Annotated in this window: 13 protein-coding genes; 3 read left to right on the top strand and 10 right to left on the bottom strand. The window is 66.1% G+C overall.

The window, feature by feature from the left end:
* Position 1: 1 nt before the first annotated feature.
* Genes mrdA through M2341_RS09005 form a run of 4 tightly spaced genes read right to left on the bottom strand, consistent with a single transcriptional unit; the run spans position 2 to position 4,539 of the window.
* Positions 2 to 2,092 (bottom strand): penicillin-binding protein 2, encoded by a 2,091-nt coding sequence (mrdA, locus tag M2341_RS08990; protein ID WP_264585001.1) that lies wholly within the window; start codon positions 2,090 to 2,092, stop codon positions 2 to 4.
* On the bottom strand, positions 2,077 to 2,592 hold the full coding sequence (locus M2341_RS08995; protein ID WP_264585002.1) for a rod shape-determining protein MreD: 516 nt from the start codon (positions 2,590 to 2,592) through the stop codon (positions 2,077 to 2,079). Before M2341_RS08995 ends, mrdA begins: the two co-directional genes overlap by 16 nt.
* Complete coding sequence (gene mreC, locus M2341_RS09000; RefSeq protein ID WP_264572765.1) at positions 2,589 to 3,479, bottom strand: rod shape-determining protein MreC; 891 nt, start codon at positions 3,477 to 3,479, stop codon at positions 2,589 to 2,591. Before mreC ends, M2341_RS08995 begins: the two co-directional genes overlap by 4 nt.
* A 16-nt stretch (positions 3,480 to 3,495) precedes the next feature.
* Entirely contained in the window at positions 3,496 to 4,539 is a 1,044-nt protein-coding gene (locus M2341_RS09005; RefSeq protein WP_181559593.1) for a rod shape-determining protein, read from the bottom strand.
* Between the two features lie 144 nt (positions 4,540 to 4,683).
* Between M2341_RS09005 and mutL the strand changes: the two genes are divergently transcribed.
* Positions 4,684 to 6,462, top strand: a complete 1,779-nt coding sequence (gene mutL, locus M2341_RS09010; RefSeq protein ID WP_264585003.1) for a DNA mismatch repair endonuclease MutL — start codon at positions 4,684 to 4,686, stop codon at positions 6,460 to 6,462.
* 24 nt (positions 6,463 to 6,486) lie between these two features.
* Here mutL and M2341_RS09015 read toward each other — a convergent pair whose 3' ends face one another.
* From M2341_RS09015 to M2341_RS09025, 3 genes are all read right to left on the bottom strand, one after another.
* Complete coding sequence (locus M2341_RS09015) at positions 6,487 to 6,894, bottom strand: nuclear transport factor 2 family protein (protein ID WP_264570236.1); 408 nt, start codon at positions 6,892 to 6,894, stop codon at positions 6,487 to 6,489.
* Positions 6,891 to 7,418 carry a nuclear transport factor 2 family protein gene (locus M2341_RS09020; RefSeq protein ID WP_181559596.1) on the bottom strand — a complete coding sequence of 176 codons (528 nt, stop codon included), beginning with the start codon at positions 7,416 to 7,418 and terminating at the stop codon, positions 6,891 to 6,893. The genes M2341_RS09015 and M2341_RS09020 overlap by 4 nt, the downstream gene beginning before the upstream one ends.
* A gap of 90 nt (positions 7,419 to 7,508) precedes the next feature.
* On the bottom strand, positions 7,509 to 7,970 hold the full coding sequence (locus tag M2341_RS09025; RefSeq protein WP_264575839.1) for a MaoC family dehydratase: 462 nt from the start codon (positions 7,968 to 7,970) through the stop codon (positions 7,509 to 7,511).
* Between the two features lie 116 nt (positions 7,971 to 8,086).
* On the opposite strand from M2341_RS09025, the gene M2341_RS09030 reads away from it, so the two are divergent.
* Both M2341_RS09030 and M2341_RS09035 read left to right on the top strand, forming a co-directional pair.
* Positions 8,087 to 8,548, top strand: coding sequence for an Rrf2 family transcriptional regulator (locus M2341_RS09030; protein ID WP_264585004.1), 462 nt, complete (start codon positions 8,087 to 8,089; stop codon positions 8,546 to 8,548).
* Positions 8,545 to 9,267 carry a class I SAM-dependent methyltransferase gene (locus M2341_RS09035; RefSeq protein WP_264585005.1) on the top strand — a complete coding sequence of 241 codons (723 nt, stop codon included), beginning with the start codon at positions 8,545 to 8,547 and terminating at the stop codon, positions 9,265 to 9,267. Before M2341_RS09030 ends, M2341_RS09035 begins: the two co-directional genes overlap by 4 nt.
* 158 nt (positions 9,268 to 9,425) lie before the next feature.
* Here the strand turns inward: M2341_RS09035 and M2341_RS09040 are convergent, their stop codons facing one another.
* From M2341_RS09040 to ychF, 3 genes are read right to left on the bottom strand one after another with little or no spacing between them, the layout of a single operon-like run.
* Positions 9,426 to 10,856 (bottom strand): hypothetical protein, encoded by a 1,431-nt coding sequence (locus tag M2341_RS09040; protein WP_264585006.1) that lies wholly within the window; start codon positions 10,854 to 10,856, stop codon positions 9,426 to 9,428.
* A 39-nt stretch (positions 10,857 to 10,895) separates the two neighbouring features.
* Positions 10,896 to 11,267 carry a hypothetical protein gene (locus tag M2341_RS09045; RefSeq protein ID WP_264585007.1) on the bottom strand — a complete coding sequence of 124 codons (372 nt, stop codon included), beginning with the start codon at positions 11,265 to 11,267 and terminating at the stop codon, positions 10,896 to 10,898.
* Between the two features lie 23 nt (positions 11,268 to 11,290).
* Complete coding sequence (gene ychF, locus M2341_RS09050) at positions 11,291 to 12,388, bottom strand: redox-regulated ATPase YchF (protein WP_264585008.1); 1,098 nt, start codon at positions 12,386 to 12,388, stop codon at positions 11,291 to 11,293.
* Positions 12,389 to 12,527 lie beyond the last annotated feature (139 nt).

Raw genomic sequence — 12,527 nt, forward strand, 5'->3', positions numbered from 1 at the left:
CTCAGTCGGTGTCGCGGGGGCCGGGGCCGACGGGGGCATCGATGTCGCCATCCTCGCTTGTATTGGCGCCGTCTTCGCTCGCGGTCTGCGCCGGGCTGGGGGGAGTCGGAGCGGCCGGGGAGGCCGCATTGCCGGGCTCCGGCATCAGGGGGGCAGACTCAAGGCCGCGCGCAATGCGGAAGGCGTTGAGCTGGCGCTCCATGCGGATCTGCGGCGTGCCGCCCCAGGTCGCTTCGAAGCGCTGCAGCTTCTCCATCGCCTTGGCGGGATCGTAGAGATAGGTGATGCAATCGCCCGAGATCATCGGCGCGTCCTGCACCCGGTCCATGTGGCCGCCATGTTCGATGATCGTGGCGATGGCGTAGCGCGGATTATCATGTGGCGCGAAGCCCTGGAACAGGGCGTGATCGCGCAGGCGGAAGGGCTGGCTTGCCGCGCGCTGGCCGCGGGTGCTGATCGCCCCGACCTGCGCCGTGCCGGTCTTGGCGGCGAGCATCACGCCGGGAACATCCAGCCGCGCTGCACGGCCGGTGCCGCCGCCGTTGACCACATCCTTCATGGCATTGCGGATGACCGTAAGATGCTCGAGCGACACGCCCAGCGGCTCGCCCTGATGGCGCTTGCCGTCGACGATGAAGTGCGGATCGAGATCGAGCCCGGTGGCGAGGCGCGCGGCCATCACGCACATCTGCGTCGGGTTCACCAGCATATAGCCCTGGCCGATGGTCGCGTTGACCGTGTCATAGGTCTGCCAGGGCTGGTTGTATTTCTTCATCTTCCAGGCCGGGTCCGGCACGGTACCATAGCTCTGGTTGGGGAAGGGCAGGTCGAAGCGCTGGCCGAGACCCAGGCGCCGCGCCATCATGGCGATGGCGTCCATGCCGATCTTCTGGGCGAAGTAATAGAAATAGATGTTGCAGCTCTGCTCGATGGCGCGGTGCATGTTCGTCGTGCCGTGGCCGCGGCGCGCATGGCAGTGGAACAGGCGATTGCCCACCCGCAGCGCCCCGGTGCAGTTCACCGTCGCCTCGGCCGGCAGTCCGGCTTCGAGGAAGGAGAGGGCTATCATCGGCTTGACGGTCGATCCGGGTGGGTACAGCCCGCCCAGTGTCTTGTTGCGCAGCGGCACATGGTCGTCTTGCGAGAGCATCTGCCATTCGTGATGCGAAATGCCCTCGGAGAAGCTGTTGGGGTCGAAGCTCGGCATCGAGGTCGAGCAGAGAATGTCCCCGGTTTGGCAATCCATGATCACTACGGCGCCGCTCTGCGTGCCCAACCGGCGGCCGGCGAATTCCTGCAGGCCGGCATCGATGGTCAGCTTGATCGAGCGGCCGGGCGTATCGGGCCGGGTTTCGAGGTCGCGCACCATCGCCCCGCGCGCCGTCACTTCCACGCGGCGGGCGCCGGGCTTGCCGGTAAGAACCGAATTGAGCGACTTCTCCAGCCCCTGCTTGCCGAGCTTGAAGCCCGGCGTGATCAGCAAGGGGTCGCGCGATGCATTATATTCCTCGGCTGACGGCGTGCCGACATAACCGAGCAAATGGCCGACTGGCGGGCCGGCGGGATAATAACGTGAAAAGCCTTGCGAGGGCACGACGCCGGGAAAATCGGGGAGCCGCACCGAGAGCGCCGCATATTGCTCGTAGCTCAGGTCGTCGGCCACCTGCACGGGCTGATAGCCCGCCGCGCGGTCGAGATGCTCGTTGATGCGGTCCACATCATTGGGCGTCAGGGCCAGCAGCGTGGCCAACTCGCGCACCACCCGCTCCCGGTCGCGCAGGCGATCGGGAATGATGTCGACGCGGAAATTGGTGCGGTTGGAGGCCAGCGCCTGTCCGCGCCGGTCCAAAATCCACCCCCGCCGGGGCGGGGTGATCGTCAGATTGATGCGATTGCTGTCGGAGAGGAGCTGGTACTTCTCATTTTCGGCAATCGCGATCCACCCCATGCGTCCCACCAGTAGGCCGCCCACGGCCAGTTGCGCCCCACCGAGCACGAAGGTGCGGCGGTTGAAGCTGTAGGCCTGGCTGGCGGGGGTGACGACTTTGTTGGGAAACAGGATCTTGCGGAAGGAAATCACGGAAGCCGCCATTTGTCCAACGCGGCACAGATGCGCACGATGAAGGGGAACAAGGCGACACTATAGAGGAACTGCGGGAGGATTTGAATGATTTCCCCGCCATGGCCGGAGAGATGCACGGCAAGCCAGCCACCGGCCAGCGCAAAGCCGATGGCCAGCGAGCCGAGCAGCCAGCCATGCCAGTAATCGCGCCACAGGTTCCGCTGCCCCTCAAAGTCGAAGGCGAGCAGCACGATCGTCCACAGAAATACGGCGCTGCCGACGGGTTGCCCGTTCATCAGATCATCGACCAGCCCCAGCGGCACGCCGATCCACAGCGGCCAGATGTCCGGACGCAGCACCCGCCAGGCGATCAGCATCATCAGGCCGAACGGCGGGAGCAGGGGGGTTTGCGCGATGACCGGCATGAGCGGCGCCAGCATCGAGCCGAGAATGACGGACGCAACCGGCACGCCGCGCAGGTGCAGCCAGGTCCGCTTGCGGCCGATCCGGTTGCTGTAGCGGCTGTTCATGGCGCGGCGGGCGGCTGCGCGGCATTGCCGGCCCGCTCGGCTTCTTCCGGGCGGAAGGGGGCCTGCACGACGACCAGCTCCACGCGCGAGGGGTTGGCGAGGGGAATGGCAATGGCCTTCTCGCCTTCGCGCCGCGCGACGATCGCCACGGGAATATTAGAGCGATACAGGCCGCCAATGCCGGACGTGACCAGCACATCACCGGGCTTGAAGGGATTGCGCTCGGCATTGAGCGCGCGGATCTCGACCGTGCCGTCACCCCGGCCGGAGCTGATGCCCGGAATATTGTCGCTCGTGCGCCGCACCGGCACGATATTGCCTTCATCGATGAGCAGCAGCACGTCGGCGGTGTTCGGCCCGGCACGCAACACGCGGCCAACCAGGCCCTCCGGCGCGCGCACGGGCATGCCCGCGCTCACGCCCTCGCTGCGGCCCATGTCGAGACGCGCCAGGCGGGCCGCGCTGGCCGGCGTCGAGGAAATCAGATGACCGGCAGCGACCACGCCCTGATCGGTTTCGGTCAGCTTGAGCAGATCGCGCAGGCGGATATTCTCCTGGCGGATCGCTTCGGCCTCGATGAGGCGGGTGCGGTTCGCTTCTACCTGCCGGCGCAGGGCGGCGTTCTGCGAGCCGGCATTGATATAGGCGGCAAACTCTTCCTCGATATTGCCGACGCCGACGACGACCGAGCGCAGATTGCTGGAGATGGGGCGCGTGACTTCCGCCGCCGCCGACCGCAGGCCAGCAAAGCCAGCGGGATCGGCAATGGAGACGATCAGCATCAGCAGGCCAGCGACCGCGCCGAGCAGCGCGATCACATAGCTGGCGAACAGTCCATATTGCGCTTTCCGGTTGAAGCCGGGGCGCCTGTTGCCGGGTGGCGCCATGCGAACAACCTCGGGCTTAGGCGGTCTGGAGCACGCCGCGGAAGACCGGGTCCTCCATCGCGCGCCCCGTGCCGATGGCGACGCAGGTCAGCGGGTCTTCCGCAACGGTGACGGGAAGCCCGGTCTCGTCGCGCAGTTCCTCGTCCAGCCCCTTGAGCAGGGCGCCGCCGCCGGTGAGGACGATGCCCTGATCGACGATGTCGGCGGCCAGCTCCGGCGCGGTGTTTTCGAGCGCGATGCGCACGCCTTCCACGATGGTGCCAATGGGCTCGGCCAGCGCATCGGCGATCTGGCCCTGATTGATCGCGATTTCCTTCGGCACGCCGTTCACGAGGTCGCGACCCTTGATGTGGATCGTCGCGCCCACGCCGTCGGCCGGCTTCTGGGCGATGCCATATTCCTTCTTGATCCGCTCGGCCGTTGCCTCGCCGATCAGCAGATTGTGGTGGCGACGGACATAGGAGACGATGGCTTCGTCCATTTTGTCGCCGCCCACGCGCACGCTGGTGGTATAGGCAAGGCCGCGCAGCGAGAGCACGGCGACCTCGGTCGTGCCGCCGCCAATGTCAACGACCATTGAGCCGATGGGCTCGGTGACCGGCATATCGGCGCCGATCGCAGCGGCCATTGGCTCCTCGATCAGGAAGACCTGGCTCGCGCCGGCGTTGCTCGCGGCGTCACGGATCGCGCGGCGCTCGACGCTGGTCGAGCCGGACGGCACGCAGATCACAATCTCGGGGAAGCGGGGGAAGCGGCGGTGGCCATGGACCTTGCTGATGAACCATTTGATCATCTGCTCGGCAATGTCGATGTCGGCGATCACGCCGTCGCGCAGCGGGCGGATGGCCTCGATGGATTCCGGCGTCTTGCCCATCATCAGCTTGGCGTCTTCGCCGACGGCCTTGACGCGCTTCACGCCGTTGATCGTCTCCACCGCAACCACGGATGGTTCATTGAGGACAATGCCGTGACCGCGCACATAGACCACCGTGTTGGCCGTGCCGAGGTCGATCGCCATGTCCCTGGAAGTGAACTTGAACCAATTGGAGAAGAACGCCATTGACTGTCCTGTTCATGCCGGTCGCGCCGGTGAGGACGCGGCTTTCAGATGCTCCGGGGAATGCCCGCCCTGCCGACTCCAGCCACCGGAAAAAGGGGTGGCTTTCGCTCGCGTAGGAGGCTCGCTTGGTCTAGTCGCAATCCAATGTCAATACGCCGCCTCCCCGAGTCCCTTGTTAATCGAATTGCCGCCGGAGAGGTGGTCGAGCGCCCTGCGAGCGCGCTCAAGGAGTTGCTGGAAAACGCGCTGGATGCGCAGGCCCGCTCCGTTGCGATCTCGCTGCAGCAGGGCGGCCTCGGTGGCCTGAGCGTCACCGATGATGGCCATGGCATGAGCCGCGACGATCTGCCCCTCGCGCTGGAGCGCCACGCTACATCCAAGCTGCCGGACGAGGCCATTGAGGCGGTCAGGACGCTCGGTTTTCGGGGTGAGGCGCTGCCCTCGATCGGCAGCGTCTCGCGCCTCAGCATCGCCAGCCGCCAGCGCGATGCGGATGGCTGGCGCCTGGTGTGCGACAATGGCGTGCTGGCCACCGCTGCCCCCTGCGCGATGGCGCCCGGCACGCGGGTGGAGATGGATGGGCTGTTCGAGCGCGTTCCGGCGCGCCGCAAGTTCCTGCGCTCGGCCCGGTCTGAATATGCCGCCTGCCTCGACATCGTTCGGCGCCTCGCCATGGCGCGCAACGATGTCGCCTTCGTGCTGGAGCATGACGGACGCCGGGTGTTCTCGCTGCCGGGCGGGCAGACCCGCGAGGATCGCGTCGCCCAGCTCATCGATCGCGAGCTGGCCGACAATCACGTCATTGTCTCGCTGGAACGGGAGGCGGTGACGATCAGCGGCGTCGCCTCGCTGCCCACCTATCATCGTGGCTCGGCCGATCATCAATATCTCTTCGTCAACGGCCGCCCGGTGCGCGACCGCCTGCTGGTGGGCGCTGTGCGTGGCGCCTATGCCGATTTCATTGCGCGGGACCGGCATCCGGTGCTGGCCTTGTTCCTCAATGTGCCGATGCCGGACGTCGACGTGAACGTACACCCCGCCAAGACCGAAGTGCGCTTCCGCGATCCCGCCTTCATGCGCGGGATGATCGTCAGCGGCCTGCGCCGCGCGCTCGATGATGCCGGCATGCGCGTCGCCAACCGGCCCGAGGCCAGCGCTGCCGATCTGTGGCAGCGCGAAGAAGCGCAGGCAGCCGAGGCTCCCACAACTTGGCGGGCGCCGTCATCCGGCGGTGCTTATGGCGCCGCGCCGCTGTTCGCGGACCGCCAAGCCCGTTTCACCGGTTTCACACCGTCTGGCCGGGCGGAAGCGCCGGTTGCGCAGCCACAGGCCGAGCATCGCGAGTTTCCGTTGGGTGTGGCGCGCGGGCAGGTGGCGCGGACTTACATCGTCGCAGAAGCCGAGGATGGGCTGGTGCTGGTCGATCAGCATGCCGCGCACGAACGCCTCGTGTTGGAGCGGATGCGGCGGGCTTTGGCCGACGGCGCGGTCGCGCGGCAGGCGCTGCTGTTGCCGGAAGTGGTCGAGCTGGATGAGCCGGCCTGCGACCGGATCGAGGCGCGCGCCGCCGAGTTGGCCGAACTCGGGCTGGAGGTCGAGCGCTTCGGCCCGGCGGCGATCCTCGTCCGCGCCGCACCGGCCCTGCTGGGCACCAGCGACGTGCCCGGCCTCGTTCGCGATCTCGCCGATGATCTGGCTGCGCTGGGCGATGCCGCCTCGCTCAAGGCCCGGCTCGATCTTGTTGCGGCGACCATGGCCTGCCACGGCTCGGTGCGGGCAGGGCGGGTGCTCTCCGTGGCGGAAATGAACGCGCTGCTTCGCGAGATGGAGGTCACGCCCCACAGCGGGCAATGCAACCATGGCCGGCCGACCTGGATCAAGCTGGCGCATGGCGACATCGAGAAGCTGTTCGGCCGGCATTAAGCCGGCGCGGCTTGTTCGCGCTGCTTATTCGCTCTTGCCGGCCGGGATGAACTCTCGCCGGAACACCGCCGAACGGATGTTGGTGAAGACGTCGCCCACATATTCATACAGCGCGAAACTGTTGATGTGGATGCGGTCGCCCTTCTTGAGCGGGCCGGAGGTGAAATCGGGTGCATCGACCGTGGCAAGAAACTCCGATTCCAGCTCGGCGACCAGCCGCTTGCCATCGGTGAAGACATTGCGAACCTGAATGATGCGCCGCGTCTGCTGGTTCACCTTCTTGTAGAAGGCGACGATGGCATCGTGCCCGATCAGCTCCGTGCCATTGCCGATGACCAGATGCACATCAGGCGCGTAATTCTTTACCAGTGCGGGCCAGTCCTGCGCGTTGAACGAGGCGATATAGGCCCGGAAGCGATCTTCCTGTGTCATGCGCTGCGCCCCTTCTGCGGACTGAACCGGGCCGAGCGGACCCGCGTGAACCGGCCATCCTTGATGTCGTACATGACGAAGTTGACGCTTGAGCGCGTGTCGCCCGCCTTGAGCGCGCCGGTCGGCATGTCCGGCCAGTCGGTGTGCGCGACCAGCGTCGTGCGGAGCACCGCGAGGATATGCGCGCCGGAGGGATCGCCCACATAGGTCAGCAGATCGACCTTCTCGTGCAGATGCTTGCGCACACCGCGATAGAAATCGATCACCGCCTGTCGGCCGGTTACCTGCGCGGCCTGGCCGAAGAACTGCACGTCATCGGCATAATAAGCGCTGAACACCGCTTCGTCGGCGCGGTTGAACGCGGCCAGATACGCCTCGAACCAGGGCTGCGACGGCACGGTGCCCTCCTGCGTTGCGGCCCTTGCAAGCGCGCTGGTGCTGCCAATGCCGAGCGCTGCTGCGCCGGCGATGAACGTGCGCCGCGATGGTGCGAGCGCTACCGGCACAGCCTTGTCATCCTTCATGATCCTCTCCTTGCCGCCCCCATGGCCGACGCGCACAGGGTGCAGCAAGGATGTTGAGAGATCAATACATCTTGTGCAGCATTTGTCGCATCAGGCCTGCGGGCGGCGACGATGGAGCACGACGGAGACGAGGCTGAGCACTTCCTGATCGTCCTGATTGAGCAGGCGGGTGCGCCATTTGAGGATGCCCGTCTCCGGCCGGCTGCGCGATTCCAGCTTCTCGACCAGTTCGCTCGATCCGCGCAGCACGTCTCCGGGGAAAACCGGCCGGCGCCAGCGCAGTTCGTCCAGACCCATCGCGCCCAGCGCATTGGCCTGCCACCCGCCGCTATTCTGTCGCGCCCGCACCATCGCGCCCATCATCATCGCGCAGGTCTGCCAGCCGCTCGCCGCGAGGCGACCGAAATGGGTCTTTGCGGCCGCTTCTTCATCGAGGTGGAAGGGCTGCGGATCATAGCGCTCGGCAAAGGCGATCACTTCATCGCGATCCACTTCGAACGGGCCGAAATGCTCGGTGAGGCCGAGCTCCAGGTCTTCCCAATAATAGTCCATGTCTGTGCCTTCGGTTCAAGGATCGGATGGCCGTTTGCCTAAGCGGCGAGGGCAAGAAGGGCAAGCTGCGCTCATACGGCTTGAATAGAGGGCGAATATGTAACATGATATGTTGCATGAGTCGCAACAGCAGCAAATTATCCGGCGTCCTCCACGTCCTCCTCCACATGGCGGAGCAGCAGCGCCCGGTTACATCAGAGATGCTGGCCAGGATCATGCAGACCAATCCGGTGGTGATCCGCCGGGTCATGGCTGGCTTGCGGGACGCCGGTTATGTGCGCTCGGAAAAGGGCCATGGCGGGGGCTGGTCCATCGCCTGCGATCCGGCGGTGGTCACACTGCTCGATATTTATCGGGCCATCGGGGCGCCGCCGCTCTTCGCCATCGGCAATCGCAGCGACAATCCCGGCTGCGCGGTCGAGCGGGCGGTCAACGCTGGGCTCGATGCACCGCTGCGGCAGGCCGAGACGCTGCTGCTCGACTCCTACGCCACCGTAACGCTCGCCAGTCTCAGCGCCGGCTTCCACCGTATCTTGCCGTCCGATTACGGCGCCCAACACAGGACCGAACATCCATGACCACGCACGACACCGCACCGGACGAGACAGTGGACCCGGACATGTTCATCAAGGCCTTCGACGATCCGGCGGCCACGGCGCGCTACTGGGACGGCCCGCGCCGCTTCGTGCCGGGGCTGGATGCGCTGCACCGGATGACCGGACTGCTGCTTGCCGAGCGCGCCCCATCGGAGGCTAGGGTGCTCGTGCTCGGCGCGGGCGGCGGCATGGAATTGAAGGCGCTCGCGGAGGCACAACCAAATTGGCGCTTCGTGGGCGTGGACCCGGCCGGCGAAATGCTGAAACTGGCTGAACGGCAGCTCGGTCCGCTGATGGAGCGCGTCGAACTTGTGAAGGGCCTGATCGATGACGCGCCGGACGGGCCATTCGATGCGGCAGTCTGCCTCCTGACCCTTCATTTTCTCGATCCCACCGAGCGGGCGCGCACCGTGCAGCAGATCCACCGCCGCCTGCGCGCAGGCGCGCCCTTCGTCGCGGCCCATAGCAGCTTCCCGCAGGATGCCGAGACCCGCAATGTCTGGCTGGACCGCTATGCCGCTTACCCCAAGGCGATGGGCGCGGAGCCGGCGGACACCGCCAAGGCCCGCGCCGCCGTCGCCGCCAGCCTCCACTGCCTCTCGCCTGACGAAGACGAAGCAATCTTGAGAGCCGGCGGCTTTGCGGACGTGGCGCTGTTCTACGCCGCCTTCACATGGCGGGGCTGGATCGGCCACGCGTGAAGGGCTACTTTTAGCCCCTCCTGTTGAGCTTCGCTCGCCTGCGGCTCAGAGAAGGGGTTGGGGTGGCGCAGCAACCTCGCGGCTCATCACTGACTGTGCGATGCTCGCTCATCGCGACCACCCCCGCCTCCTCCTAGCAGGAGGAGGAGGGGAGGCTGTCAGCGCCCCAAGGAAAGCCGCGCGAACAGCGTGTAGCCCCAGGGATTATCCCCATAGACCGCATCCAGCGCCGCCGGCTTGGCGTAGAGATTGACGCTACCGCCAAGCGCAAGGTGGACCGGGCCGTCACCGATCGGGGTGTTCCACGCATAGCCAGCCTGCATCTTGGTGATGCGGAACGGCACGTCGTGGAGCGGATCGTCATGATCGGGGATCAGCTCATCATTGGCGACATTCTCGACCCGGCCGAACAGGCTGTGTCGCGGCGTCAGATCGTAATTGATCTCGCCGAGCCAGGCGGTCAGCGTATCGCCGGGGTCGCGGTTCTTGGCGGAGAACGCCGCAGTGGCCGAGAGGGCGCCGTCTGCATAATGGACGCTCGCCGTGGTGCGATGCTCGTTCTGGTCGCCATGCAGCGTCTCGGGATTTTTGAGGAAGCCATGGCTGACCTGCGCGGCCCAGTTGGTCGTCGGCGTCCAGCTCAGCCGCACCGACCAGCTATCGAGCTTGGGCGTCTCGATCCCCCAGCGCTCCTCATCCGGCTCACGCCCCCGGAACGCCGAGCCTTCGAGCTGCCATTGCGGTGAGGAGACGCCCGCAGTCACCACGCCATAAGTGATATGGGTGGAATCGAACCAGTGGTGCGTGATCGGCGGCTCGGGATTATAGTGCGCGCTCGCCCGGTGCATGAAGGCCGATGGCCCCAGCGCCGGCTCGCCGACCGGTCCGCCATAGAGGAAGACGCTTGTGCCGGGCGCGATGTCCACGTCCACCCGCGCGGCCAGCTCCATGAACAGATCGTGCGGATGCTGGCGGTCGACCAGCGCCGCGCCGCCCGCCGTCTCGCCCGTGGCAAAGAGATTGGGGTAGCCCCGCGCTGACATGGTAGGCTCAAGGCTGAGCATCGAGCGGAGCGTAAGCCGCGCACCGCCCAGTTCCCGCTCCGCCGCCAGCATCAGAATCGAGGTGGCGTAGACCAGATCGTCGCCGCGCGGCCCCTTGTGATCGGTGTAGTTGAGCTGGATGTTGCCGTGCGCCATCAACATCCAGTCGCCGCTCATCGCATGAAGGCCGCGCATCGGGGCTTGTGCGGCCGGGAGCCGCGCCGTGCCGGAGCCATCGACATAAGGTTGGGCGGTGTCGGAGGGGTGGACGTGGTTCGGCGCCGAGGCGAGCGCTTCGGCATTGTGGCGGGCGTGGTCCATCCCAGAATGATCCATGCCAGAGTGGTTCATGCCGGCATGAACCATCGCGCCATGATCCATGGTCGAATGGTCCATCGTCTCGCCGGCATTTTCGGCGGGCGGTGTCAGCGGGCTGGCGCTCTGGTGTCCGGCATGGTCATGCCCGGCCATCGGCGCCTGCGCGAAGAGGGCAACGGGCGAGGCCGCCGCGAGCAGGCTCGCAGCCACGTTCAATCGAAAACTCATGATATAAAAGTCCTGTCTGAAGCTGTTTGGGAAAAGCGTTCAGAGGACCTGTCGGGGAGGAGGGGTATCGGGCGAGCCCAGCCAGTCGGTCAGGCGGGCAGGGTTGGGGGACCAGTTCGCCTTGCCGGGCAGCAAGGACAGTCGATCGACCGGCCGATAGGCCCGACTGTCGATCGGCGCGACGCAGCCGATGCAATCATGATGCGCCACCGCCGGTTTGGAGCCATCCGGCACAGACGGCGCATGGCCGCTATGGGCAGCGTGATCGCCATGCAGCCCGGCAATCTCGGCGCTCGCATGGTGCGCGACGCCCGTCCCCTCGCTCCCCGGCGCGCATGCGCTGGCCTGCATCGCCGGCAAGGCCAGCAGCAGCGTCAGCAGCGCGCAGAGGAGTCGGCGGGGGAACGACATGATGGCGAGGTTATCGCACCGATCTAGCTGTGAAGGAAGTGCATCACGTCGCCGTCCTGCACCACATAGGCCTTGCCCTCGGCGCGCAGCTTGCCGGCCTCGCGCGCCTTCGCCTCGCCGCCAAGCGAGATGAAATCGTCGAAGGCAACGGTTTCGGCGCGGATGAAGCCCTTCTGGAAATCGCTGTGGATTTCGCCCGCTGCTTCCGGTGCGCTGGCGCCGCGATGGACCGTCCAGGCACGCGCTTCCTTGGGACCGACGGTGAAGAAGGTGATGAGGTGCAGCAGATCGTAGCCGGCACGGATCACGCGCGCGAGGCCGGCTTCCTCGAGGCCCATTGCTTCCAGAAACTCGGCGCGATCCTCGATCGGCATCGTCACCAGATCGGCCTCGATCGCGGCGGAGACCACCACGGCCTGCGCGCCCTCGGCCTTGGCCTTCTCGAACACGCGGGCGCTGAAGGCATTGCCTTCCGCTGCGCTCTCTTCCTCGACATTGCACACATAGAGCACGGGCTTGGAGGTCAGCAGCTGCGCCTGCTGGAAGATGCGCGCTTCCTCCTCGTCATTGATCTCGACGAGCCGCGCGGGCTTGCCCTCGCGCAGCAGATCGAGCGCGCGGCCGAGCACGGCGGCGGCAATCTTGGCTTCCTTGTCGCCGCCGGTCGCCTTTTTGGAGAAGGCCGGAACGCGCTTTTCGAGGCTTTCAAGGTCGGAGAGCATCAGCTCGGTCTCGACCGTCTCGGCATCGGCAATGGGATCGACGCGATTGTCGACATGCTGGATGTCGTCATTCTCGAAGCAGCGCAGCACATGCACGATGGCGTCCACTTCGCGGATGTTGCCGAGGAACTGGTTGCCCAGGCCCTCGCCCTTGGAGGCCCCGCGCACCAGCCCCGCGATATCCACAAAGGCCAGCTGGGTCGGGATGATCTTCTGGCTGCCGGCAATGGCCGCGAGCTTGTCAAGCCGCACATCCGGCACCGACACCTGGCCGACATTCGGCTCGATGGTGCAGAAGGGATAATTGGCAGCCTGCGCGGCCTGCGTCTCGGTCAGCGCATTGAAGAGAGTCGACTTGCCGACATTGGGCAGGCCGACGATCCCGCATTTGAAACCCATGGAAATCTGTCCGTTCGATCTGGAAGCACGTGATGTGGCCCCTTAGCGCCCTGTCGCTGCCATGGCCAGCCGTCTCGACCGAAGCGCCCAACAAGAAACCGCCGCGCCGGGGTGGGCGCGGCGGTCGTGCATTGTCGGA

The sequence above is a fragment of the Sphingobium sp. B7D2B genome, assembly GCF_025961895.1.
Lineage (GTDB): Bacteria > Pseudomonadota > Alphaproteobacteria > Sphingomonadales > Sphingomonadaceae > Sphingobium.